The sequence below is a fragment of the Marinobacter salinisoli genome (genome assembly GCF_017301335.1).
Lineage (GTDB): Bacteria > Pseudomonadota > Gammaproteobacteria > Pseudomonadales > Oleiphilaceae > Marinobacter > Marinobacter salinisoli.
This window is the reverse complement of the sequence record NZ_CP071247.1, coordinates 1,366,030-1,391,477: the sequence shown is the minus strand read 5'-3', so window position 1 is coordinate 1,391,477 and position 25,448 is coordinate 1,366,030. Positions and strand designations below refer to the sequence as shown.

Sequence of the window (25,448 nt, the reverse complement as noted above, 5' to 3'; positions counted from 1 at the left end):
TTTCTTAAGTCCGGGAATCAACCCTTTTTAATGATTGCTTCGGCAATGTTCGACGGCGCCTCCGAGTAACCGGCAAACTCCATGGAGTATGACGCTCGACCCTGGGTCGCAGAACGCAGGTCGGTGGCATAACCGAACATCTCCGCCAGCGGAACTTCCGCGCGAATCAGCTTACCGGAGGGATTCTCATCCATCCCCTGAACCAGACCACGGCGACGGTTCAGGTCACCGACAACGTCACCCATGTAATCTTCAGGAGTGACTACCTCAACCTTCATGATTGGCTCGAGCAGTGCCGGATTTGCTTCCAGCGCACCCTTCTTCATCGCCATAGAGCCCGCGATCTTGAACGCCATTTCGTTGGAGTCCACATCGTGGTAAGAGCCATCGTACAGAGTGGCCTTGATGCCCAGCAGCGGATAGCCGGCCAGACAGCCATTCTGCATCTGCTCTTCGATGCCCTGCTGAACCGCCGGGATGTATTCCTTGGGAACCACACCACCCACGATCTCGTTCACGAAGATGAAGTTATCGGTATCTTCGTCCAGAGGCAGCGGCTCAAGCTTGACCTTGACGTGACCGTACTGACCACGACCACCAGACTGGCGAACGAACTTACCTTCAATATCAACCGGCTTGCGGATGCATTCACGATAGGCCACCTGAGGCTTACCGATGTTGGCCTCTACCTTGAACTCGCGACGCATACGGTCAACGATGATGTCCAGGTGAAGCTCACCCATCCCGGAGATGATGGTCTGACCAGATTCTTCGTCGGTACGAACACGGAAAGACGGATCTTCCTGGGCCAGCTTGCCCAACGCCACACCCATCTTCTCCTGATCTGCCTTGGACTTGGGCTCAACCGCAACCGAGATAACCGGCTCAGGGAACTCCATCTTTTCCAGAATGATCCTGGCGTCTTCGGCACACAGGGTGTCACCAGTAGTGACGCTCTTGAGGCCGATCGCCGCGGCGATATCGCCCGCCAGAACTTCTTTGATCTCCTGACGGTCCTTGGAGTGCATCTGCACCATACGACCAACGCGCTCTTTCTTACCCTTTACAGAGTTATAAACAGCGTTGCCGCTCTCCAGCGTACCGGAGTAGACACGGAAGAAGGTCAACGTACCAACGAACGGATCGGTGGCAATCTTGAACGCCAGGGCCGCAAACGGCGCATTGTCGTCGACTGGACGCGTCTCTTCAGTACCCTCGTCGTCAACCACACCACGGATGGCCTTTACTTCGTCCGGAGCCGGCAGGAATTCGATCACCGCATCCAGAACCGCCTGAACACCCTTGTTCTTGAACGCAGAACCGCAAGTTGCCAGAACGATCTCGTTGGCCAGGGTACGCTCACGCAACCCCTTCTTGATTTCGTCGTTAGACAGCTCACCACCTTCAAGGTACTTGTCCATGAACTCTTCATTGGCTTCAGCCGCAGCCTCCACCATCTGTTCACGGTACATGGCGCACTCGTCGGCCAGCTCGGCGGGGATCTCTTTTTCTTCGTAGGTCATACCGGAATCAGCTTCGTTCCAGTAGATAGCCTTCATACGAATAAGGTCTACCACACCCTTGAAGTCTTCCTCAGCACCGATCGGCAACTGAATGGGAACAGCGTTTGCGCCCAGACGGTTCTTGATCTGGTCTACAACACGCAGGAAGTTCGCGCCAGCACGGTCCATCTTGTTGACGAACACCATGCGCGGAACTTCGTACTTGTTGGCCTGACGCCATACAGTTTCTGACTGCGGCTCAACACCGGAAGAACCACAGAAAACAACTACGGCACCATCAAGTACACGCAGGGAACGCTCAACTTCGATGGTGAAGTCAACGTGCCCCGGGGTATCAATGATGTTGATACGGTGCTCGGGGTACTGCTTGTCCATACCCTGCCAGAAACAGGTGGTCGCAGCTGAGGTGATGGTGATACCACGCTCCTGCTCCTGTTCCATCCAGTCCATGGTAGCCGCGCCATCATGGACCTCACCGATCTTATGAGAAAGACCGGTGTAGAACAGAACCCGCTCGGTCGTAGTGGTTTTGCCCGCATCAACGTGCGCACAAATACCGATGTTTCTGTATCGTTTGATTGGAGTTTTGCGTGCCACTGTATAAACCTCGGCTTATTAGAAACGGAAGTGGGAGAAAGCCTTGTTGGCTTCTGCCATGCGGTGAACGTCTTCGCGCTTCTTAACAGCGGCGCCCTTGCTCTCAACGGCGTCGAGGATTTCCCCGGCGAGACGCTGAGCCATGGACTTCTCACCACGCTTCCGTGAGTATTCAACGAGCCAGCGCATAGCCAGCGCGTTCTGACGGGAAGGCCGTACTTCCACAGGCACCTGGTAGGTAGCACCACCCACACGACGGGACTTAACCTCCACCATCGGCTGGATGTTTTCCAGGGCCTTCTCAAACATGTCGATCGGCTCTTCCTTGGATTTTTCGGCAACGATATCGAGCGCGCCGTAAACAATGCGCTCTGCAACAGACTTCTTACCGCTTTCCATCACGTGGTTGATGAACTTGGCAAGACGTGCACTGCCGAATTTCGGATCCGGGATAATTTCCCGTTTAGCTGCAACTCTTCTTCTAGGCATCGATAAGCCCTTATCTATTCAAAAGGTCTTCAGGAACCCCTGAGATAGCACACATGCTACTCAGCCTTACTCTTACCGTTCTAACAAGCAACGATAAAAGACACCCATTAGGGACATCAGGACTTGGGTCGTTTAGCACCGTACTTGGAGCGACCCTGCTTACGGTTCTGCACACCCTGGGTGTCCAGTGTTCCGCGAACAGTGTGATAGCGCACACCCGGAAGGTCTTTTACTCGACCGCCACGGATCAGCACTACACTGTGCTCCTGAAGGTTGTGACCTTCACCACCGATGTATGAGGAAACCTCGTAGCCGTTAGTCAGACGAACACGGCACACTTTACGCAGTGCGGAGTTCGGCTTCTTCGGCGTTGTGGTGTACACACGAGTGCACACACCACGACGCTGAGGGCAGGCCTGGAGAGCGGGAACGTCGCTCTTGGCTGCCTGGCGTTTACGAGGCTTACGCACCAACTGATTAATCGTTGCCATGTAAGCAAACTCCAAAACCATTCCAATGAAACTTACCCCCTTGGTGTAGGGGGTAAAATTTGAGGGCCGCAAGTGTAAGCCTGCGGCCCTTGTCAGTCAAGATGACTGATCTCTTTTTAACCACCTCGCGCGTAGGTATCTATGCGGAGGTGGCTGCTGGGCTCAACTCAGCTTTCGCGGTTAAGCTCAGCACTGAGCGCTTCTTCGACATCCGCCGCGGTTACGCCCTGCTCACCCAGTTCGCGCTTGCGACGGCGCTCGCTATGGTAGGCCAGACCGGTACCGGCCGGGATCAAGCGACCAACAACCACGTTCTCTTTCAGGCCGCGCAGGTAGTCACGCTTACCGGTAACTGCACCTTCGGTGAGTACCCGCGTGGTTTCCTGGAACGACGCCGCAGAGATGAACGATTCGGTCGCCAGTGATGCCTTGGTGATACCCAGCAACAGACGCTCGAAACGCGCCGGCTCTTTGTCGGCCGCGTCGGCTTTCTCGTTTTCTTCCAGAACCTGAGTAATTTCCACCTGGTCACCGGACAGCAACGTGGTGTCGCCTGGGTCTGTAACCTCAACCTTGCGCAGCATCTGGCGAACAATTACCTCGATGTGCTTGTCGTTGATCACAACACCCTGCAGACGGTAGACGTCCTGGATTTCGTTGGTGATGTACTTGGCCAGCTCGACCACGCCCAGCAGACGCAGAATGTCGTGCGGGTTGGACGGACCGTCGGAAATCACCTCGCCCTTTTCAACCGTCTCGCCTTCGAAGACGTTGAGCTGACGGTGCTTCGGAATCAGAACTTCGTACGCATCACCGTCTCTCGGCGTGATCACCAGGCGCTTCTTGCCTTTGGTTTCCTTGCCGAAGGAAACGGTACCGCTGATCTCAGCCAGGATCGACGATTCCTTCGGACGACGGGCTTCGAACAGATCGGCAACCCGCGGCAGACCCCCGGTGATATCCCGGGTCTTGGAGCTTTCCTGCGGAATACGCGCAACGACATCACCAAGCTCGACCCTGGCGCCGTTCGCCATTGTCACCAGAGCGTTGGCCGGCATGAAGTACATCGCGGTGGCGCCACCAGGCAACTCCACTTCGTTACCAGCCTCATCCAGAAGCTGGATGCCCGGACGAACATCCTTACCAGCGGCAGGGCGGTCCTTGGGATCGATAACTTCCATGGTCGACAGGCCAGTCAGCTCGTCAGTCTGGGTGCGGACACTGATGCCCTGCTCCATATTGACGAACTTCGCGATACCCTCGGCCTCGGCAATGATCGGGTGGGTGTGGGGGTCCCACTTCGCCACCGCAACGCCGGCTTCGACGGCGTCACCGTTCTTGACCGACAGCACCGCACCGTATGGCAGCTTGTACCACTCACGCTCACGACCCTGCTCATCAGCAATGGCCAGCGCGGAGGAACGAGACACAACCACCAGGCTTCCGTCAGACTTCTCGATCGACTTGAGGTTATGCAGGCGAACTGTCCCGCCATGCTTGACCTGGATGTTGTCGACAGCAGACGCCCGGCTCGCCGCACCACCAATGTGGAACGTACGCATGGTCAGCTGGGTACCCGGCTCACCGATGGACTGAGCGGCAATAACACCCACCGCCTCGCCAACGTTGACCTGGTGGCCGCGGGCCAGATCGCGCCCGTAACACTTGGAGCAGATGCCGTGGCGAGTCTCACAGGTAATCGCAGAGCGAACCCAGACCTCGTCCACACCGGCGCGCTCCAGCGTTTCGATCGTCTTCTCGTCCAACAGTGTGCCAACCGGCACAACCGCGTTTTCCTTGTCGGTCGGGGTGTACGCATCACGCGCGGTCACACGACCAAGGACACGATCACCCAGCGGAACAACCACGTCACCGCCTTCGATGTGCGGCGTCATCAGCAGACCTTCGGTGGTACCGCAGTCTTCCTCGGTCACCACCAGGTCCTGGGAAACATCAACCAGACGACGGGTCAGGTAACCGGAGTTCGCGGTCTTCAATGCGGTATCCGCCAGACCCTTACGAGCACCGTGGGTCGAGATGAAGTACTGGAGTACGTTCAGACCTTCACGGAAGTTCGCAGTGATCGGCGTCTCGATGATGGAGCCGTCCGGCTTGGCCATCAGACCACGCATACCCGCGAGCTGACGAATCTGAGCCGCAGAACCCCGGGCACCGGAGTCGGCCATCATGTACACCGAGTTAAACGATTCCTGCATCAGGTCATCGCCGTCCTCGCCCTTCACAGGCTCGCCGTCAGGACCAATCACCTGCTCTTTAGACAGGCGTTCCATCATCGCTTTGGAAACTTTGTCGTTGGCACGCGACCAGATATCGATGACCTTGTTGTACTTTTCACCCTGGGTCAGGAGACCGGACGCGTACTGGTTCTCAATGTCCTTAACTTCGTCGGTCGCGGCGTCCACCAGCTCGTACTTTTCGGGCGGGATTTCGAAATCGTTGAAGCAGATCGAGATACCGGAAACGGTCGCGTAGTGATAGCCCATGTACATGAGCTGGTCAGCAAAGATAACCGTGTCCTTCAGACCCGCGTCCCGGTAACAGGTGTTGATCAGGCCAGAGATCGCTTTCTTGACCATCGGCTTATTCACCAGGTCGAACGACAGACCGTCAGGCACGATATCAAACAGCAGCGAACGGCCAACGGTGGTATCGACCACCCTGACGATCTCTTCACGGGCCCCGTCTTCCGCAACGCTGACTTCCTTGACCCGCACTTTCACCTTGGCCTGCAGATCGACCATACCGGCGCCATAGGCCCGGTGTACCTCTTTCACATCAGAGAACACCATGCCTTCACCCAGCGCGCTTTCACGCTCCCGGGTCATGTAGTAAAGCCCCAATACCACGTCCTGGGACGGAACGATGATCGGCTCGCCGTTCGCCGGAGACAGCACGTTGTTGGTAGACATCATCAACGCACGGGCTTCGAGCTGGGCTTCCAGGGTCAGCGGTACGTGTACCGCCATCTGGTCACCATCAAAGTCAGCGTTGTAGGCCGCACACACCAGTGGGTGCAGCTGGATGGCCTTGCCTTCGATCAGGACCGGCTCGAACGCCTGAATACCCAGACGGTGCAGGGTCGGCGCACGGTTAAGCATGATCGGATGCTCGCGAATAACCTCGTCCAGGATATCCCAGACCACGCCCTCTTCGCGCTCAACCATCTTCTTGGCGGCCTTGATGGTGGTCGCCAGGCCGCGATGCTCAAGCTTGGAGAAAATAAACGGCTTGAACAGTTCCAGCGCCATCTTCTTCGGCAGACCACACTGGTGCAGACGCAGGTAAGGACCGACCACGATGACCGAACGACCGGAGTAGTCGACCCGCTTACCCAACAGGTTCTGACGGAAGCGACCCTGTTTACCCTTGATCATGTCAGCCAGGGACTTCAGCGGGCGCTTGTTGGTGCCGGTAATGGCACGGCCACGACGGCCGTTGTCCAGCAGTGCGTCCACGGCTTCCTGCAGCATCCGCTTCTCGTTACGGACAATGATGTCCGGCGCGTTCAGTTCGAGCAGACGCTTGAGACGGTTGTTCCGGTTAATCACCCGACGGTACAGATCGTTCAGATCGGAGGTCGCAAAACGACCGCCGTCGAGCGGCACCAGCGGGCGCAGATCGGGCGGCAGAACCGGCAGAACGGTCATGATCATGTCACCCGGACGGTTGCCGGAGTGCAGGAACGCCTCAAGAATCTTCAGGCGCTTGCTGAACTTCTTGATCTTGGTTTCGGAATTGGTCTGGGGAATTTCTTCCCGCAGCGCGTCAACCTCGGCCTGCAGGTCGATGCCTTCCAGCAATTCTTTGACCGCTTCGGCACCCATGCGGGCGTCAAATTCGTCACCAAACTCTTCCAGAGCTTCGTAATACTGCTCATCATTGAGCAACTGGCCCTTCTCAAGCGTGGTCATACCAGGCTCGATCACAATGAAGGATTCAAAATACAGGACCCGCTCGATGTCGCGCAGGGTCATGTCCAGCATCAGACCAATGCGAGACGGCAAAGACTTGAGGAACCAGATGTGGGCAACCGGGCTCGCAAGCTCAATGTGCCCCATGCGCTCGCGACGCACGTTGGCCAGAGCGACTTCTACGCCACACTTCTCACAGATGACACCACGGTGCTTGAGACGCTTGTACTTTCCGCACAGGCACTCGTAGTCCTTGATCGGGCCGAAGATCTTGGCACAGAAAAGACCGTCACGCTCGGGCTTGAACGTACGGTAGTTGATGGTCTCAGGCTTCTTAACCTCGCCGAAGGACCATGAGCGAATCATGTCGGGGGATGCCAGGCCGATGCGAATGGCATCGAATTCCTTGCTTTGATTCTGGCTCTTGAGAAGATTCAGCAAATCTTTCATCAGTAAAAGCTCCGGATGGCGTTAAATTCGGGCGGGCACACGGGGTGCCCGCTCACGCTGCCAAAAACAATTCGGCTTACTCGGATTCCAGCTCGATGTCGATACCCAGCGAGCGGATTTCCTTGACAAGAACGTTGAAGGATTCGGGCATGCCCGGCTCCATGCGATGATCCCCATCGACAATGTTCTTGTACATCTTAGTCCGACCATTGACGTCATCAGACTTGACGGTAAGCATTTCCTGCAGCGTATACGCCGCGCCGTAAGCCTCAAGGGCCCACACTTCCATCTCACCGAAACGCTGTCCGCCAAACTGCGCCTTACCACCCAGCGGCTGCTGGGTAACCAGGCTGTACGAACCAGTGGAACGCGCGTGCATCTTGTCGTCGATCAGGTGGTTCAGCTTCAGGATATACATGTAGCCAACGGTCACCGGACGATCGAATGCATCACCGGTACGGCCATCGTACAACACCGTCTGCCCGGTGGTGCTCAGGCCCGCAAGCTCAAGCATCCGCTTCACTTCGGCTTCCTTGGCTCCATCGAAGACCGGAGTCGCCATTGGTACGCCGGAACGCAGGTTGCCGCACATCTCGAGGATTTCCTTGTCGCTCAGAGAATCCAGATCCACCTTGAACACTTCATCAGAGTGGTTGTAGATCTCGTCCAGCAATTTCCGCAATTCAGCGACTTTACGCTGCTCATCCAGCATCTGGCTGATACGCTCACCCAGACCCTTGGCGGCCGCACCGAGATGAGTTTCCAGAACCTGCCCGACGTTCATCCGCGAAGGAACACCCAGCGGGTTCAGCACGATATCAACCGTGGTGCCGTGCTCGTCGTAAGGCATGTCCTCGATCGGCATGACCGCTGAGATAACACCCTTGTTACCGTGACGACCAGCCATCTTGTCGCCCGGCTGGATGCGACGCTTGATCGCCAGGTAGACCTTGACGATTTTCAGCACGCCCGGAGCAAGATCGTCGCCCTGCTGAAGCTTGCCTTTCTTGTCATCGAAACGCGCTTCGTGCTCCTTCTTGCGATCCTCAAGCCCCTGCTCGGATTTCTCCAGCAACTCGTTGAGGCCCTCGTCCTTCATGCGAAGTTTGAACCAGTCCGGACGCGGCAGCTCAGCCAGGTAGGCTTCGTCCAGCTTGGCGCCTTTCTTCAGCCCTGGACCACCGATCACTTCCTGACCACTCAGAGCGCTCATCAGACGCTCGTAGGTGGCGCCTTCGACGATCCGGTACTCGTCTTTCAGGTCCTTGCGGTACTGGTCCAGCTGCTCTTTCTCGATGGACTGGGCACGCTGGTCCTTCTCGATACCGTCGCGGGTAAATACCTGCACGTCGATAACGGTACCGCGAGTGCCGGTCGGTACACGGGAGGAGGTGTCTTTCACGTCAGACGCCTTCTCACCGAAGATCGCACGCAGCAGCTTCTCTTCCGGAGTCAGCTGTGTCTCGCCTTTCGGTGTGACCTTACCGACCAGAATATCACCGGGGCCAACTTCCGCACCGATGTAAACAATGCCGGACTCATCCAGTTTTGACAGCGCGCTTTCACCGACGTTCGGGATATCTGCGGTGATTTCTTCACTGCCGAGCTTGGTATCCCGAGCGACACAGGTCAGCTCCTGGATATGGATCGTGGTCAGGCGATCTTCCTGCACCACTTTCTCGGAAATAAGGATCGAGTCCTCGAAGTTGTAACCGTTCCAGGGCATGAACGCGATGCGCATGTTCTGCCCCAGGGCCAACTCACCCAGATCGACGGACGGACCGTCTGCCAGCACATCACCGCGGGCCACTTCGTCGCCCTGACGGACGATGGATCGCTGGTTAATACAGGTGTTCTGGTTCGAACGGGTGTATTTGGTGAGGTTGTAGATATCCACACCGGCATCACCCGCCTCGGTTTCCGCGTTGTTGACGCGTACCACGATGCGAGCCGCATCGACGCTTTCAATCACACCACCACGGCGAGCCGTCACACAGACGCCGGAGTCCTGGGCGACGGTACGCTCGACACCGGTACCAACCAGGGGCACCTGGGAACGCAGGGTCGGCACTGCCTGACGCTGCATGTTCGCACCCATCAGAGCCCGGTTAGCGTCGTCGTGCTCGAGGAACGGAATCAGAGACGCGGCCACCGACACAACCTGGCGCGGAGAGACGTCCATGAAGTTAACGCTTTCCGGCGGCATCACAGTAAATTCGTTCTGATGACGCACGGTAACCAACTCGTCCGTCAGCCGGCGAGATTCCTCATCCATAGCCGCGCTGGCCTGGGCGATAACGTAGTTGCTCTCCTCAATGGCAGAGAGGTAAACCACCTCGTCAGTTACCACACCTTCAACAACCTTCCGGTACGGGCTTTCCAGGAAGCCGTAGGAGTTGGAGCGAGCGTAGGTCGCCAGAGAGTTGATCAGGCCGATGTTCGGACCTTCCGGGGTTTCGATCGGACATACCCGGCCGTAATGCGTCGGGTGCACGTCTCGAACTTCGAAACCAGCACGCTCACGGGTCAGGCCGCCGGGACCAAGCGCAGAGATACGACGCTTGTGAGTCACCTCGGACAGCGGGTTGTTCTGATCCATAAACTGGGACAACTGGCTGGAGCCAAAGAACTCTTTGACCGCAGCAGCAACCGGCTTGGCGTTGATCAGGTCTTGCGGCATCAAGCCTTCGCTTTCGGCCAGGCTCAGGCGCTCACGCACCGCCCGCTCGACACGAACCAGGCCAACACGGAACTGGTTTTCAGCCATTTCCCCAACACAACGTACACGACGGTTACCGAGGTTATCGATGTCGTCGACCTGGCCCTGCCCGTTACGGATGTTGATCAGGGTCTTGAGTACATCAATGATGTCCTCGTTGGTCAGGATGCCCGGACCAGTACTGTCCTCACGGCCCAGACGGCGGTTGAGCTTCATGCGGCCAACGCCGGACAGGTCGTAACGCTCGTCCGAGAAGAACAGATTGGTAAACAGGTTTTCCGCCGACTCTTTGGTAGGCGGCTCCCCCGGACGCATCATACGGTAGATTTCGACCAACGCTTCCAGCGGCGTCCGGGTCGGATCGATGCGCAGGGTATCGGACATGAACGGACCACAATCGAGGTCGTTCGTGTACAGGGTTTCGATCTCGGTAATACCGGCGTCCAGCAGCTTTTCGATCAGCTCAGCCGTCAGCTCGGAGTTACACTCGGCCAGCACTTCACCGGTCTTGCTGTCGACCATATCCTTGGCCAACACGCGTCCGTGGAGGTACTCGGTAGGCACGTCAAGCTCATTGATGCCGGCTTTTTCCAGCTGGCGAATGTGACGCGCAGTAATCCGGCGGCCTTCTTCGGCAATGACATTGCCTTTCTGATCTTTGATATCGAAGGTCGCGATATCGCCACGCAGACGGCTTGGCACCAGCTCCAGCTTGCAGGTTTCCGCGCCCAGCGTGAACTTACTGGTATCGAAGAACATTTCCAGCATCTGCTCGGAGGTAAATCCGAGACCACGCAGGAGAATGGTGGCCGGCAGCTTCCGACGACGGTCGATACGAACGAACACAGAGTCCTTCGGGTCGAATTCGAAGTCGAGCCATGAACCACGGTAAGGAATAACCCGGGCCGAATACAACAGCTTGCCGGAGGAATGCGTTTTACCTTTGTCGTGATCGAAGAACACACCCGGTGAACGGTGGAGCTGGGAAACGATTACACGCTCGGTACCATTGATAACGAAGGTACCGTTCTCGGTCATCAAGGGCATTTCGCCCATATAAACTTCTTGTTCCTTGATGTCCTTGATCGCCTTGTTGGACGATTCCTTATCGTAAATGATAAGGCGGACTTTCACCCGCAGCGGCGCTGCGTAAGTTACGCCCCTAAGCTGACATTCCTTGACGTCAAAAACCGGCTCACCAATACGGTAGCTGACGTATTCGAGCGCGGCATTGCCAGAGTAACTGACAATCGGGAATACGGATTTAAATGCTGCGTGAAGACCGGTTTCCCGGCGGTCTTCAGGAGCGGCTTCCATTTGGAGGAAGTCCCGGAACGAATCCAGCTGAATAGACAGCAAATAGGGGACGTCCATCACGGAAGGCAATTTGCTAAAGTCTTTGCGAATCCGCTTTTTCTCAGTGTAGGAGTAAGTCATCTGCATTCCCCAGCTTTAGACCTGATACCTGGTATCAAGAAGCAACCAATGTTTTGCTTCGGGGCCGAATTGCTCGGCATATCGCGCCGTCTTGAACAAGACCCTGGCTGTCGGTTTTATAGCTTTGACGCCCATCTGCTTTGGCAGACCAGAGTCCATAGCATATACAACAGAAAAAGGCCGGTGGCATAAAGCCACCAGCCCGCCCATGCTTTACAGCACGGTGTCGATCAACAGCCGACTCTTACTTGAGCTCAACAGAAGCGCCTGCTTCCTCGAGCTTCTTCTTGGCTTCTTCAGCCTCGTCCTTGGAAACGCCTTCTTTAACGGTGGACGGAGCGCCGTCAACCATTTCTTTCGCTTCCTTCAGACCCAGACCGGTCAGCTCACGAACAGCCTTGATGACGTTTACTTTCTTCTCACCAGGACCGGTCAGAACTACGTCGAATTCGGTCTGCTCTTCAGCGGCACCAGCATCGCCAGCAGCAGCGGCCGGAGCGGCAGCAACAGCGGCTTCAGCGGATACGCCGAACTTCTCTTCCATCGCTTCAACGAGCTCAACAACTTCCATTACGCTCATTTCAGCAATTGCATTCAAAATATCGTCTTTAGACAGAGCCATGTCTTTCTCCCAAAAATAGAAAAATAGTGTTCAACAGAATCAAGCAGCTTCGCGTTTCTGGTCGCGGACTGCGGCTACAACCCGCGTAATCCGTCCCGGAATATCGTTGAGGCTGCGTACGAGCTTGGTAACTGGTGCCTGGGTAACGACTGCCAGCTTGGTCAACGCTTCGTGGAGCGTCGGCAGCTTGGCAAGGCGATCAATCTGTTCTGCACCCATCAGCTCACCGCCGACAGCCAGACCCTTGATCTCAAACGCCTCATTCTCTTTGGCAAAATCCTTCAGCAGGCGCGCTGCGGCACCCGGATCTTCCATAGAGAAGGCCAGAATGGTTGGGCCAACCAGAGCTTCGTCAATGCACTCGAACTCAGTACCTTTAATGGCAATCTTCGCCAGATTGTTACGAACAACCTTCAGATGCACATTTTCAGCACGAGCCTTGGCACGAAGCGCGGTCATGCCACCAGAGGTGACGCCGCGATAATCAGCCAAAACCACAGACAGAGCAGCACCAGCAGTCTCGTTGACTTCAGCGACGATCGCCTTCTTGTCTTCGAGTCTAATTGCCACTGGTAATCTCCTTGATTTCGCCGGCTCTTGCCGGCAAACCCATAAATACCCTTTCGGGCGCCTTAACGGTGTTTGGGTTCAGAGAGAACATCTTCACACCGTCTGCGCAGGCGTTGCTTTAACCCTTACAGCCTTCCCGGAACCGGGAAGGCCTCGGGGGCCTGCGGTCTTTGACAGCCTTGGCTTCCGCCTAGACTACAAAGTAACTATCAACCGAGACCTTAAAGTGCCAAGGTTCCCTGATCGATAGCCAGGCCAGGACCCATGGTCGAGGAAAGGGTGATCTTCTTCAGATACACACCCTTCGCCGACGCAGGCTTGGCCTTTTTCAGGTCTGCAACCAGAGCTTCAAGGTTTTCCTTGATGTTCTGCGCAGAGAATTCAACATTACCCAGCGGGGCATGAATGATGCCGTTCTTGTCGGTGCGGTAACGCACCTGACCCGCTTTGGCGTTCTTGACCGCAGTCTCCACGTCCGGAGTCACGGTACCGACCTTCGGGTTCGGCATCAGACCGCGCGGACCGAGAATCTGGCCCAACTGACCAACAACACGCATGGCATCCGGCGTCGCGATAACAACGTCGAAATCCATGTTGCCTTTCTTAACTTCTTCCGCCAGATCGTCCATACCCACGATATCGGCACCTGCGGCGGTCGCCTTCTCAGCGTTCGCACCCTGGGTAAACACCGCTACGCGAACGGTCTTGCCCGTGCCGTGCGGCAGAACAGTGCTGCTACGAACAACCTGATCGGATTTACGTGCGTCAACGCCAAGGTTAACGGCCACGTCGATGGATTCCTGGAACTTGACTCCTTCGCCAAGCTCAACCAGCAAAGCTACGGCTTCGTCTACGGAGTAAGAACGGCCGGCTTCAACCTTTTCACGAATCAGCTTCTGACGCTTGCTCAGCTTTGCCATGTTACAGGCCCTCCACGTTCAGGCCCATGCTGCGGGCTGTTCCTGCAATGGTACGAACGGCTGCATCCATATCGGCTGCAGTCAGATCAGGCTCTTTGGTCTTGGCGATCTCTTCGAGCTGGGCACGGGTCACGGTACCGACTTTCTCGGTATTCGGACGACCAGAACCGCTCTTAATACCAGCAGCCTTCTTCAGCAGAACAGAGGCAGGCGGAGTCTTGGTAATGAACGTAAAGCTGCGATCGCTGTAAACAGTGATAACAGTTGGAATCGGCAGACCAGGCTCCATTTCCTGAGTCTTGGCGTTGAACGCCTTACAGAATTCCATGATGTTAACGCCGTGCTGACCCAGTGCAGGGCCAACAGGGGGACTCGGGTTGGCCTTACCGGCAGCAACCTGAAGCTTGATGTACGCTTCAATCTTCTTTGCCATGATAGTTCTCCTATGGGTTCGAACGCCTCTCGGCTCCCCTCTTCAGACACAAAAAGCCCGCGTCGCCTGGGCGCGCGAGCTTTCAGCTTTCAAGTCGCCAATTAATCTTTTTCGACCTGCCCAAATTCCAGCTCAACTGGAGTTGAACGACCGAAGATCAACACCGCGACTTTCAAACGACTCTTGTCGTAATCCACTTCTTCGACAACACCATTGAAGTCCGCAAACGGACCCTCAATGACGCGAACAACCTCACCCGGTTCAAACAACGTCTTCGGTTTCGGCTTCTCTGCGCCACTTTCTACACGACGCAGGATTGCCTCGGCCTCACGCTCAGTGATTGGCGCAGGCTTATCCTTGGTTCCACCAATGAAACCGAGGACCTTCGGTGTATCCTTCACAAGATGCCACGACGCATCATCCATTTCCATCTGGACGAGTACGTATCCCGGGTAGAACTTGCGCTCACTCTTGCGCTTCTTCCCTTCTCGCATCTCAACAACTTCTTCGGTCGGCACGAGGATGTCACCAAACATATCCTCCATACCGTTAAGCGCAACACGCTCCTTGAGAGTGCGCATCACATGCTTTTCGAAGCCAGAATACGCATGAACCACGTACCAGCGCTTAGCCATTGCACACTCCCGTTAACCGATAAACCCGGCGACCAACCAGCTGATCAGCGAGTCCATTCCCCACAAAATCAGAGCAACAACCAAGACAAACACCACAACAATGATGGTGGTCTGAACCAGCTCAGGCCTGGTGGGCCAAACAACTTTCCGAATCTCAACGCGCGCCTCTTTCAGCAGCGTCGCAAAACGACGCCCGCGATCAGTCTGAAGCGCCACAAAGGCAGCTACCAGCCCGAGAGCCACGAGAGCCAGAACCCGATACAACAAAGACTCGGCACTAAAATACTGATTACCAACGACACCGACGGCAATCAGAGCGAAAACAACCAGCCATTTCACCAAATCGAAACGGCTGGCTGACTGTACGGCTTTTGACTCCATAGGAATCAACTTATGTATCCAAATGTTAAAAAATGGCAGGCCAGGAGGGAATCGAACCCCCAACCTGCGGTTTTGGAGACCGCTGCTCTGCCAATTGAGCTACTGGCCTGCACCGAAACAACTCAGTGCAACTACTACTTACCGAGGGATCACTCGATAATCTTGGATACCACGCCGGCACCAACGGTACGGCCACCTTCGCGGATCGCGAAGCGCAGACCATCTTCCATGGCGATCGGAGCGATCAGGGTAACGCTCATCTTCACGTTGTCACCCGGCATAACCATTTCCACGCCTTCCGGCAGTTCGCAAGAACCGGTTACGTCGGTGGTACGGAAGTAGAACTGAGGACGGTAGCCCTTGAAGAACGGGGTATGACGACCACCTTCTTCTTTGCTCAGTACGTACACTTCGCACTCGAACTTGGTGTGCGGCTTGATGGTACCCGGCTTACACAGAACCTGACCACGCTCAACGTCGTCACGCTTGGTACCACGCAGCAGAACACCAACGTTCTCACCAGCACGACCTTCGTCGAGCAGCTTGCGGAACATCTCAACACCGGTGCAGGTCGTCTTGACGGTATCCTTGATACCAACAATCTCGATTTCCTCACCAACTTTGATGACGCCGCGCTCTACACGACCGGTAACAACAGTACCACGGCCGGAGATAGAGAATACGTCCTCGATCGGCATCAGGAACGGCTGATCGATTGCACGCTCAGGCTCAGGGATGTAGTCATCCAGGGCTTCTACCAGCTTCTTAACAGCAGTAGTACCCATCTCGTTGTCATCCTTGCCTTCCAGCGCCATCAGCGCGGAACCAGTGATGATCGGAGTGTCGTCGCCCGGGAAGTCGTACTGGCTCAGCAGGTCACGCACTTCCATCTCTACCAGCTCAAGCAGCTCTTCATCGTCGACCATGTCGGCCTTGTTCAGGAACACAACGATGAACGGAACGCCAACCTGACGGGACAGCAGGATGTGCTCACGAGTCTGCGGCATGGGGCCGTCAGCTGCGGAGCAAACCAGGATTGCGCCGTCCATCTGCGCCGCACCAGTGATCATGTTCTTCACATAGTCAGCGTGGCCCGGGCAGTCTACGTGTGCGTAGTGACGAGTCGGGGAATCGTACTCAACGTGAGAGGTCGCGATGGTGATACCACGCGCTTTCTCTTCCGGTGCGTTATCGATCTGGTCAAACGCGCTGGCAGTACCTGTGCCCCAAACTTCGTGACACACACGAGTCAGAGCGGCAGTCAGAGTAGTTTTACCATGGTCAACGTGACCGATGGTGCCCACGTTTACGTGCGGCTTACTGCGTTCAAATTTTTCTTTGGACATTTGACCAACTCCCTAATCAACAGGATCGTAACGTTGACCGGATTGAAAGTGGAGCTCATGGGCGGATTTGAACCGCCGACCTCACCCTTACCAAGGGTGTGCTCTACCAACTGAGCTACATGAGCATTACAAAACCAAATTGGAGCGGGCAGCGGGAATCGAACCCGCGTCATCAGCTTGGAAGGCTGAGGTAATAGCCACTATACGATGCCCGCGAGCAATTAGTGGTGGAGGGGGCAGGATTCGAACCTGCGAAGGCGATGCCGTCAGATTTACAGTCTGATCCCTTTGGCCACTCGGGAACCCCTCCGAGCCAGGCTTACTTATGCAAACCTGCCAAAAACTAAAAGTGGAGCTGGCGGACGGAATCGAACCCCCGACCTGCTGATTACAAGTCAGCTGCTCTACCAACTGAGCTACGCCAGCTCACATTCGCCTCGTCAGCGAGGGCGGTATACTACGGATTTTTTTTCGGCGTTGCAACACCCTCGCAAGGGTTAATTTCAACGAAATCAAACTTGCTACCGTAACCCGCTTCGACCGCCGGAACCAGCTCTTCAACAAGAGCCGGGTTACCCTCAAAAGCGAGCGCGTAGCTTATCTGATTTCGGGGGAAGTTTGCCAGCACCGCATTAAGATTCTGACGTTTTTTTTGCTCCAGCACGGAAAGTGCTGCTTCGCGGGATTCGAACAACCCTAACGAAATCGCATTCCGGTTCTCACCCCCGGTCACCAGATAGGAATCGATGCCCCGACGCTGAATCTCACGGAACTGCTTCAGCGCTTCGGGGCGAGGCTGGGGCGGAATGATAATCCAGTTAAAAGGAGGCAACTCCCGCTTTTCCTCGAGAACGGTAAACCGGGCCTGCGCGGCAGGAGGCTGGCGTTCCACGAGCTGAACCGCGACATCCCGGCTTTCGAGCCAGCCCATCCGAACACAGACACGCAGGACTGGTTCGTCCGCAGGACTGGCCTGCCCCGCTTCGCTGATCGTTCCGGCCTCGGAGGGCAGGGTATGGCCAGCGTCCGGCGTCCGCGAAGCATTGCCGGAACCAATCGGCTCGGGCTCGGGCTCGGATTCGGATTCGGATTCGAGTCCGTAACTCTGATCAGGCGCTTGAGCCTGCGCCAACTCGGTAGGGCCGGCTACGGATTGGGCAGATTCAGCCTCAATCGGCATCGCGCTTTCGGTCTCAACGGTAGGCTCCGGCGAGACATCAGAAGCACGCTCGCCATCAGCCACATCAGTGCGATTTTCGCTGCCCCCCTCCTGCGTCTCGGAGGCTGGCAGAGGATCTGCCTTTTGTTGCTGTTCAACCGACTTGAGACTCGCAACCCGCGGCAGGCTACCGCCACTGGCGACGATGGCACGCCCGGGCGACTGAAGCGACGCGGCGAAGTGCCAGACCGCCAGATTGATTGTCAGAAAAATGAATGCCAACCACCTCATCCGGCCAACTCCTCGCCGTCAATTTTTGCCAGACCATCGAGCACCAGGCCCGGCTTTATTATTCCGTTCAACCCTAATCTAACCAAACGATCAGCATCGCCGCCGGTGACCAATGTCTCTCGCAGGCCAAAGCTGGCCATATCCTGTTGAATCCTGGACACCATACCAGCCGACAGCCAGGCAAGACCGTGATTAACGCACTCGGTGGTCGATCGCCCGGGAGCAACCTCGAGCACCTGATCCGGATCGAAGCCTATCCTGGCGGCATCGGTCTTCAGGCTTCGAAACATCATCTGGAGCCCCGGTAAAATAAAACCACCCAGATGCCGGCCGGCGTCATCCACATAATCCACGGTAACGGCACTGCCCGCGTCCACCACCGCACACCCCTGACGGCGGGAGGCCCAAGCGCCATACATCGCGTGCCAACGATCCGCCCCCATTTTCGACGGGGAGGAATAGGCATTCACCAATCCGCCACGCGCGGCTTCAGCCCAGTGGTAACGGACCGGGGCGCCGGTCAAATCGGACAGCAATTGCGACAGCCTCTCACGCTGTTCTTCAGCAGCAACCACCGACACCGCGACACGCTCAACCGCATCGGCCCGACCGGCAAGAGCTGCCAGAGGATTGCGATCAACCAGCAGCGCCGCGCCCTGATCAACAACCCGCCCATCGCTATCGAGCCGCCATTTAATACGGGTATTGCCAGCGTCAACAAGCAGTCTCATGAAACCATCCGCAGACTTATTTCACCCGCCCGCACCGGGACGATCTCTTGCCCGACACGGACCAGATAGTTACCCTGATCATCAATGCCAGCGGCGGCGCCAACAACGCCTCCACCCCTCGCTTCGACCATCTTGCCGTCAAAAACGTCTCGCGCCTGCCAGGTTTGGCGGAACGCTGGAAAGCCCTCCTCCGAGAACACCTGCAATGCATCCTGGACCGCACTGATCAGCTGCCCGGCTATGTCGTTTCGACACCATTGCACCGCCGGATAGGCCCGAGCCAGACTACTCCATGGCTGATCGACATCACCCAAATGCCTGGCGTGAACATTGATCCCAAATCCAGCAATGACCTGCACAACACCCTCCTGCAACTCACCCTGCAACTCCACAAGAATGCCGCCCAGCTTTCCATCAGACACGAAAATATCGTTTGGCCACTTTAAGCCGAGCCCCCCTGCGCCCAGACCCTCCAGCGCATTGGCAACGGCAACGCCCAACACCAGACTGAGACCATCCAGCCGGGAAAAACCGCCTTGCAGGGTAATACCCATGGACAGGTAAAGGTTCTCGCCCCGCGGACTGGTCCAGACACGCCCCCGACGCCCCCGGCCCGCGGTCTGGCAATCGGCAATGGTGACCGGCACACCCGCTTCCCCCTGCGCCATACGACGACCGACATCCGCGTTGGTAGACCCCACGTCGTCCAGCACCTGAAGGGTAATAGCGTCTCTGTGCTCTGGCGCCACCGCTGCCAGGATCCGCTCCCGATCGAGAAGATCGACCGAGGATAGCATCTGGTAGCCCTTGCCACGGATGGTCTGAATTTCCACCCCATCATCCATGGCTTTGCGAACCTGTTTCCAGACCGCGGTACGGCTTACCCCGAGCTTGGTGGCGAGCGACTCGCCCGAGTGTATTGCGCCGTCGCTCAGGTGTTTGATCAATGCTTTAGACTTCATTCGATGCTATCCGGGCTGGAGAGTGGACACCGCCGGATTAAACACCAGCGGGAACCAAAAGACAAAGTTGGCACCCGGCGCCGGATTAACCGGATGCGACTAAATCAGGGAATCGGGGTTGCAGTGAGGTTCGCGCGGACGTCGAAATTCTGCATCTTGATTCCGTACACGGCGGTCTGACTGCCACCCACGGGATGAACCAGGTCAACATTGTTGACCGACAGTTCTTTGAACTGGGTTCGCGCCGACACCGCAAAGCCGAGCGGCCGGTTAGCCACCTGCTCGGCGGTAGGGCGGGACACATACCGATAGCCGCCGGGTATGGACGAATCCATGATTTTCTCATCGCCTTTCGCGCCTACAACCCCCTTGGCATCGGGCCCGTTGGCCTTCTTCACCACTTTGGTCTGAAAGATATCAATGGCCAGCTCGGTTCGAATACCGAAGGTATTGTCTTCAATCCCGTCACCGTTGAAGTCACCGCCGTCGCTGGTGTGAATATCATTGAGCACCAACCTGGTTCCAGTGCCATTGACCGCATTGCCAGCGCCGTCGACCCGGCGATTGGTTTCCCAGCTCAAAGCGTTTTTCTTTTCTTCACTGATAGCTCTGGCAAAGATTTGCTTCAATCGAATGGTGAGCCCCTCCTCTCCGCGGTCTTCCCAGCGACCCCCGGAGCTCTGGCACGCCGCAGGCGTTGAACCCACGCCACCGGCGCACACGGTACCGGCCCCGCCCGGCACAATGGTCATGCCACTGCCGGTCTCATATTTCTGCAATTGGAAGCGGCCAAAACTGGCCCCGGAATTCTTGTCACCCACCCGGAGGTTTCCGACATCCATGGTACCCCAGGCCTCACCCTGGATAATGGCCACCCCCTCTTCGGTAACGTCTATGGTCATATCCCGGATATGGCTGTCGTAATCCAGCTCTGTCAGCCACAGGCCTTTCTGTTTCTTTTCACCGGCGCCCTCATCATAAGGCGCGGCAATGAGTGCCGCCCTGCCGTTGCGAATCCGCATGTCCGAGTTAATAGTAATACCTTCACCACTGGCACCCCCGGGGCCAAGGGTCAGGTGACCATCCAACTCGAATTCATAGGCGGGGTAAAAGCCCAGCGCGAGCAAAAGCTCGGTACCCCCTTGTAACTCGGCGTCCTCACTGGCGACGCGCAAACCGTTGACGCGGTAGCCGGCTTCAACGCCCTCGAACCCGATTCTCAGGCCATCGTAAAACCGCGTTCCGTTTAAAGTCTCAGACCGCGTAACGTTCAAGGTCACATCACCCCGGCCCCAGGATTGCAGGCCACTGAAGATGACGCGGTTACCGTCCTCGGTGTAAGCAACATCGGCATTGGCGAGACTCCACTCGGTCGCCAACCGCATCCCCTGCGGTCCCGCGTCGGCATGCCCACCGGCCTGCAAGTAGATGGCATTTGTGTAAGCCTGACCGCCAAAGCTCGCATCCTCAAACACAAAGTCCAGGTCGACCGACCCCAGACGTTTCCCCTGACCGCCAAGTTCGACCGAACCGATAGACAGATCGCCATTGAACGAGGCGGTGGTGAACGCCAGAGCGGCCCGCCCGCGAGGATCCGTAGTGACATCCAGCCGAAGGTCATTGATCTGGTAAGCACCGGTGATGTCCCTCAGGGCCAGCGCATGACCGTCATCCAGATACAGGAAGTTGGCGCTGTGAATGGTGGCCTCCTGATCAAGCCTCAGGCCCTCACCTTGGCGACCACCGCCCGCAATCCGGGTTCGAACTGAAAGGTCGAAATCTCCACTGAGCCGACCATAGGAGGGCAGCGGCTGCGCCGTCGAAACGTCGAAGCTGACACCATGATTCAACGGATTTTTACTGTAACGAATCGCACCTGCAGCCCAGTGCCCGGTAATCCGGGGTGCATTAAGCTCAATCGCGCCAGCAACACTATCCAGGGTGATCCCCAGGGCTTCTACCGACAGCGTGACATCATCAAGGAAAATTTCGTTGCCATTGGTTCGATACCCCAGGCGCCCGCCAGTCATGGTAAACGCGGTATCAAAGTTATAGCCGGAGCCAGCCACGGCACCACCAGATCCGATGGTCAGATAACCAGACAAGGAATGATCAAAGAAGAAACCGCCGGCACTGAGACCCGGCGCGCCGGCAAGACGGATGTCGCCGAATTCAATCCGTCGGTCCTCGACCAGAAAATCAAGATTGAGCGTCGCATCGCTCTCGACGTCGATTTTGATCAGATGGAATGCCCGTCCATCGGGGTCCACTGCAGAGCCGATCCGAAAATCTTCGAGATGAATCCCGTGCCCGTCATCGAAATAAGATAGTTGATCGGCGGATACCCCCAGGTCCAGTTCGATGGTAAGACCGCTCTGCCCGCTTATGGAAGACAGCGCCGAATCATCCAGCCGCTTTAGTTCGGCCACCGAGATCGACGGCAGCGTAAGAAATATCGACGTGAGGGCAAGGTAAATACCCGCCCGGTCCTGCTTGATGACGTTCATCCCAGCCCCTCCCTAGGGATTCCCCGTTGGGAAAATCAGCAGATTTCCTTCCATGATGACCTCGCCCTGCATTTCCACCGAAAACAGATCGGTTTGCTGGAAACCGGGATCCGTGGGCCTTGCCGTGCTGCTGGTGGCGATCTTGAATTGAACGTCGTTGAAGCGAACGTTATCTGGCAGCCCCAACTCCACAACGTCCCGATTGAAAAGCTCACCGTCCCCGCCAAAACCTGTATTGATTTCGCGCACCCTCAGGGTCAGGCCCTCGAAGGAGAAATTGCCTCGAAGATCATCGAGAACCATCCAGCCTCCGTCCTCTTTAAACTGATAAGCCAGACGAGCACCGCATTTCTTGCTCGTCTCGTCGCAGCGCCCGAAGTAGGCGTTTTCAATCGGCCCACCCATCTCGTTAATGCTGACGTCGCCAGACAAATAAATACCGCCCTGGCCAGAAACACGGGCCAGCGCACCATCCTCCATTGGCGCCAGTTCGGCCAGACATGCCTGAGCGCTCACCGCAAAAATGAGCCATCCGAGTAGTTCCAAAACTCCTGTCAGGCGTTTCATGGCGCAAGGTCCTTCGTGCGGATCTGAAGATACTGGGTGAGCATTCCCTGCACCCGCGCGGAACCGAAATTCTGGCTGCCAACGCCAAGATTTCCGATGTGCAAGCTGGAGCGGTATTCAGGATTGGTGTAATACCCGTGGTAAAAATCCCACGCCTGGACATTGCTGCTGCCCCGCTTTCCGTCGCGGCCAATCGTGCCCGCGGCGGGCTTGCGTATCGCAGCCACGTCGAGCACAAAGTTACCGGTGCCATCAACGTCGAAAAATACCGGCTGCAGTCGGTTTCCAAGCGCCAGCTGGAGCACAAAGTCGGCCATCAAGATGCGCGATCCACACATGATTCCGCTCTGATCACAGGCATTGATAGACACTTCCGGGGAAAAAAAGTTGAGTTTAAACTGTCCGAGCATCTGCCTACGGCCATCATCCCCCCAGAGCCTCAGGTAACTCCCATCGATAACAGCGCTCTTGGCGTGGATGTTGATATTGCCGGACCTGTCGTCGCCCACGGCAATATTCATTTGCATACCGATGTCCGTTCGTTCGCCGCGGAAACCATCACTGGCCGGGCGACTGGCACAGGTGCCACTCCCAGCGGTAGCACTGGAGCTGAGGCAGTCCACGCCCTGCCCAACCGGTACCATGGCCGGCGCTGCGATCTCCAGCACCGCTTTATCGGGAATTCCTATGGCATTCCCGTCCACCACGTCAATGCGATAGGGATTGACCAGACGACCGAGATTCACCGGACTCAGGGTCTCACCATAGTTGCTGTCGGGCCCGGAGATATAAAGTTGATTGATGGTAATATCGACGTCACGCCCATCCGTGCTTTTGATGCCACCGACGCGAAAGATCCGAGCGGGTTTCCCGTCCGCATCGGGCAGGTCACTGCCATGGGAAAACTTGAAATCCTCCAGCACCAGACCCACACCGGCCCCTTGAATTTCCGCCATCTCAGGTTCGCTAAGCCCCTTTAGTTCGGCTCCCACAGGTGAAACCGCAAGTAGCATGCACCACACCGCCACTGGCCTTAGCAGCCAGCGGCCAAAATTGCGGCAGGTTTGGATAGATAAAGACATCGGAACTCCTAAAACAGGCCGCGACCGCGATCGATGTATTCGGTCCGATAACGCTGGGTACCGTAAAGCGCCTCATTGAGGTTCACTTCGGTCGCGCCATTAGGAATATTGAAGAATGCCCCGGCGGTCGTTCGAATGAAGTCTTCCGGAGTAATGTCGGTTTTACTGACATCTTTCAGCCAGTCGAGATCTTTGGTCTGAAACGAAATGAAGGTGCCGTCGGTCGAGCCGGTAATCCGCCTCTCACCATCGACTTCTCCTACCTGACCAATCGGAAAGCTGTTGTAGATGTCGAGGTCAAAGCAGGCATCGATTCCGAGAATCACGCAATCCTGCGCATACACATAGATATCCCCTCCGCCACAGCTGAAAAAGCTGCAGTCAGGCACTTCAATTTCAGAGCTCGAACCCCATCCAATGAGGTTTTTCAGGGACCAGCGAGTGAATCCGTTGGCGCCCTCCAGAACGAATTTCTCGCCATCGGGAATACCAATGTGCTCCGCGCGAATCGGGTCTAAAGAGCCAATGTTGGGATCGCCCTCGGCGCCATACACCAGTTGGGCCTTGGTCGCGAGCGGGCTGTTTTTCTCCAGCAACGGGGTCAACAGAACAATCAGCTGGTCGAAGAAGTTGCCATCGGAGTCGGCCTGCCTCAACCCCTCCCCCCGGTCGATAATGTCCACGTTGATACTGCCAGTCAGGGTTTCAATCTTGCCGGAAAAAACTCCCATTGAATTCCCGAACCCCAGACGGAAACCAACCACTTCTTCGGTCGCTTCGTCATAAGCAAATTCAAAAAAAGGGTTCTCGATGTGGAAGGGAACAATCTCACCCTCAGCATAGGGCGTTCCGTCTGGCTTACGCTGTCGCGGGGCTTCAGGATTCGCGTCAAAGTACGCCTGGTTCTGGATATAGCCCAGGGCGAAATCCTCAATGTACACGTCAGAGGTCCCGGCTTTTTCGCCATCCCGTTCATATCGCCCTAACTCCAGAACCTCAATACCGGTCTGGATATCGATATCCATACCGAGATTTACCCGGGTATAGGATGTGGAATCGTTTTCGTCAGGGTGGTACTGGCGATCGACAGACACAAAGGCCTGGCCGGTGACCTCGGACAGTTGCGCATCGGAAATTGGCTGAAGATCGGCGAACGCCGACACACTCACCAACCCAAATACGATGAGGGGAACGCTATTTTTACTCATAGTCACATCTCACTGTCGCCGCACTTTGTTGTGAGCGGCGGTTCCTTATGAAGACTGATGAGCGTCTCTGATGACTGGCTGCTGTTTATTTTTTTGCCAGTTCTTTTCTGGGGCAGTTTAATCGGGCTTTTGGTCTGTCTCTGTGAGCGACGTCTAAGAACGGCGAGATAGGCTGGCGTGTTTGCAGAGATTCAGGACCGGTCAAACTCACCCCAAGTTTTCTACCGGCAATAAAAAACCCCCGGCAGCGGAGCTGTCGGGGGTTTTGGTATTAAGAGTCTGACGATGACCTACTCTCGCATGGGCAATGCCACACTACCATCGGCGCAGGCCTGTTTCACTTCTGAGTTCGGGATGGGATCAGGTGGTTCCGGGCCGCTATGGTCGTCAGACAAA

19 protein-coding genes, 5 tRNA genes and 1 rRNA gene are annotated in these 25,448 nt (G+C 56.4%); all 25 read right to left on the bottom strand.

Features of this window, described 5'->3' with window-relative positions; all coding sequences use genetic code 11:
- Positions 1-17: 17 nt before the first annotated feature.
- Positions 18-2,120, bottom strand: coding sequence for an elongation factor G (fusA, locus tag LPB19_RS06280; protein WP_206645228.1), 2,103 nt, complete (start codon positions 2,118-2,120; stop codon positions 18-20).
- Between the two features lie 18 nt (positions 2,121-2,138).
- Positions 2,139-2,609 carry a 30S ribosomal protein S7 gene (gene rpsG, locus LPB19_RS06275; RefSeq protein ID WP_206645227.1) on the bottom strand — a complete coding sequence of 157 codons (471 nt, stop codon included), beginning with the start codon at positions 2,607-2,609 and terminating at the stop codon, positions 2,139-2,141.
- A 116-nt stretch (positions 2,610-2,725) separates the two neighbouring features.
- On the bottom strand, positions 2,726-3,100 hold the full coding sequence (gene rpsL, locus LPB19_RS06270) for a 30S ribosomal protein S12 (protein ID WP_206645226.1): 375 nt from the start codon (positions 3,098-3,100) through the stop codon (positions 2,726-2,728).
- Between the two features lie 167 nt (positions 3,101-3,267).
- Positions 3,268-7,482, bottom strand: coding sequence for a DNA-directed RNA polymerase subunit beta' (gene rpoC / locus LPB19_RS06265; protein WP_206645225.1), 4,215 nt, complete (start codon positions 7,480-7,482; stop codon positions 3,268-3,270).
- A gap of 76 nt (positions 7,483-7,558) precedes the next feature.
- On the bottom strand, positions 7,559-11,638 hold the full coding sequence (rpoB, locus tag LPB19_RS06260) for a DNA-directed RNA polymerase subunit beta (RefSeq protein WP_206645224.1): 4,080 nt from the start codon (positions 11,636-11,638) through the stop codon (positions 7,559-7,561).
- 244 nt (positions 11,639-11,882) lie between these two features.
- Positions 11,883-12,260, bottom strand: a complete 378-nt coding sequence (rplL, locus tag LPB19_RS06255; protein ID WP_206645223.1) for a 50S ribosomal protein L7/L12 — start codon at positions 12,258-12,260, stop codon at positions 11,883-11,885.
- Positions 12,261-12,299: 39 nt separating this feature from the next.
- Complete coding sequence (gene rplJ, locus LPB19_RS06250) at positions 12,300-12,830, bottom strand: 50S ribosomal protein L10 (protein ID WP_206645222.1); 531 nt, start codon at positions 12,828-12,830, stop codon at positions 12,300-12,302.
- A gap of 221 nt (positions 12,831-13,051) precedes the next feature.
- Positions 13,052-13,750 (bottom strand): 50S ribosomal protein L1, encoded by a 699-nt coding sequence (gene rplA, locus LPB19_RS06245; RefSeq protein ID WP_206645221.1) that lies wholly within the window; start codon positions 13,748-13,750, stop codon positions 13,052-13,054.
- A gap of 1 nt (position 13,751) precedes the next feature.
- Complete coding sequence (gene rplK, locus LPB19_RS06240) at positions 13,752-14,183, bottom strand: 50S ribosomal protein L11 (protein WP_206645220.1); 432 nt, start codon at positions 14,181-14,183, stop codon at positions 13,752-13,754.
- Positions 14,184-14,284: 101 nt separating this feature from the next.
- On the bottom strand, positions 14,285-14,818 hold the full coding sequence (gene nusG, locus LPB19_RS06235; RefSeq protein ID WP_206645219.1) for a transcription termination/antitermination protein NusG: 534 nt from the start codon (positions 14,816-14,818) through the stop codon (positions 14,285-14,287).
- A gap of 12 nt (positions 14,819-14,830) precedes the next feature.
- Positions 14,831-15,199: a preprotein translocase subunit SecE gene (gene secE, locus LPB19_RS06230; RefSeq protein ID WP_206645218.1), complete on the bottom strand. Its 369-nt coding sequence runs from the start codon at positions 15,197-15,199 to the stop codon at positions 14,831-14,833.
- Between the two features lie 33 nt (positions 15,200-15,232).
- A tRNA-Trp gene (locus LPB19_RS06225) sits at positions 15,233-15,308 on the bottom strand.
- 40 nt (positions 15,309-15,348) lie between these two features.
- The gene (gene tuf / locus LPB19_RS06220; RefSeq protein ID WP_206645217.1) at positions 15,349-16,545 is read right to left on the bottom strand and encodes an elongation factor Tu; all 1,197 of its coding nucleotides are present in this window, start codon (positions 16,543-16,545) and stop codon (positions 15,349-15,351) included.
- A 49-nt stretch (positions 16,546-16,594) separates the two neighbouring features.
- Positions 16,595-16,670, bottom strand: a tRNA-Thr gene (locus LPB19_RS06215).
- Between the two features lie 15 nt (positions 16,671-16,685).
- Positions 16,686-16,760 (bottom strand) — tRNA-Gly (locus LPB19_RS06210).
- Positions 16,761-16,770: 10 nt separating this feature from the next.
- Positions 16,771-16,855, bottom strand: a tRNA-Tyr gene (locus tag LPB19_RS06205).
- A gap of 40 nt (positions 16,856-16,895) precedes the next feature.
- A tRNA-Thr gene (locus tag LPB19_RS06200) sits at positions 16,896-16,971 on the bottom strand.
- A gap of 31 nt (positions 16,972-17,002) precedes the next feature.
- Complete coding sequence (locus LPB19_RS17070; RefSeq protein ID WP_228289228.1) at positions 17,003-17,995, bottom strand: hypothetical protein; 993 nt, start codon at positions 17,993-17,995, stop codon at positions 17,003-17,005.
- A complete protein-coding gene (locus LPB19_RS06190; protein ID WP_206645216.1) occupies positions 17,992-18,726 on the bottom strand; it encodes a type III pantothenate kinase in 735 nt (244 codons plus the stop codon). Before LPB19_RS06190 ends, LPB19_RS17070 begins: the two co-directional genes overlap by 4 nt.
- Positions 18,723-19,688, bottom strand: coding sequence for a biotin--[acetyl-CoA-carboxylase] ligase (locus LPB19_RS06185; protein ID WP_206645215.1), 966 nt, complete (start codon positions 19,686-19,688; stop codon positions 18,723-18,725). The genes LPB19_RS06190 and LPB19_RS06185 overlap by 4 nt, the downstream gene beginning before the upstream one ends.
- 104 nt (positions 19,689-19,792) lie before the next feature.
- Positions 19,793-22,195, bottom strand: a complete 2,403-nt coding sequence (locus LPB19_RS06180) for a DUF6160 family protein (RefSeq protein ID WP_228289227.1) — start codon at positions 22,193-22,195, stop codon at positions 19,793-19,795.
- Positions 22,196-22,207: 12 nt separating this feature from the next.
- The gene (locus LPB19_RS06175) at positions 22,208-22,675 is read right to left on the bottom strand and encodes a hypothetical protein (RefSeq protein ID WP_407943953.1); all 468 of its coding nucleotides are present in this window, start codon (positions 22,673-22,675) and stop codon (positions 22,208-22,210) included.
- An 83-nt stretch (positions 22,676-22,758) separates the two neighbouring features.
- Positions 22,759-23,718 (bottom strand): hypothetical protein, encoded by a 960-nt coding sequence (locus LPB19_RS06170; RefSeq protein WP_206645213.1) that lies wholly within the window; start codon positions 23,716-23,718, stop codon positions 22,759-22,761.
- A gap of 134 nt (positions 23,719-23,852) precedes the next feature.
- Positions 23,853-25,052 carry a hypothetical protein gene (locus LPB19_RS06165; protein WP_206645212.1) on the bottom strand — a complete coding sequence of 400 codons (1,200 nt, stop codon included), beginning with the start codon at positions 25,050-25,052 and terminating at the stop codon, positions 23,853-23,855.
- A 277-nt stretch (positions 25,053-25,329) separates the two neighbouring features.
- Positions 25,330-25,444, bottom strand: a 5S ribosomal RNA gene (rrf, locus tag LPB19_RS06160).
- Positions 25,445-25,448: the final 4 nt, after the last annotated feature.